Source organism: Lysobacter enzymogenes (assembly GCF_017168095.1).
GTDB lineage: Bacteria > Pseudomonadota > Gammaproteobacteria > Xanthomonadales > Xanthomonadaceae > Lysobacter > Lysobacter enzymogenes_D.
Window position 1 is genome coordinate 1 of record NZ_LXSD01000106.1, and the last position, 418, is coordinate 418.

Annotated in this window: 1 pseudogene; it reads right to left on the reverse strand. The window is 73.9% G+C overall.

The features are described from left to right. Window positions 1-99: 99 nt before the first annotated feature. Window positions 100-418 (reverse strand): annotated as a pseudogene (locus tag A7A76_RS03035) (protein adenylyltransferase SelO family protein); the annotation flags it as partial.

The following is a 418-nucleotide window of genomic DNA, read 5'->3' on the forward strand; positions in this document are numbered from 1 at the left end:
GCCGCGACCGCGACAACGCGACTGCGACAAACCTTACGGCGTAGTTGCGTTGTCGCGGTCGCGGCTCGCGCCGCTCCTACAGGGGAATCGCAGGCGCCGTTACGAGCTACAGGAAAGCATCGAACACCCGGCCCGCTCGCGCGCCCAGTCCGGGCGCCGGGCGGCGAACGCCTCGCGGCCGGGCTGGTCGTGGTAAGGCCGGCGCATCACCTCGAGCAATTCGTGCACGCCGGCCAGATCGCCCTGCTCGGCGCGGTCGATGGCCTGCTGCGCGAGGTAATTGCGCAGCACGTAGCGCGGGTTGGCCGCGTCCATGCGCGCTTCGCGCTCGTCCGCCGAGGAACCGTCCTCGCGCGCCCGCGCCGCGTAACGCGCCAGCCAGCCGCGCAGCGCCTCGGCCGCGGCGGCGCGCGCCGGG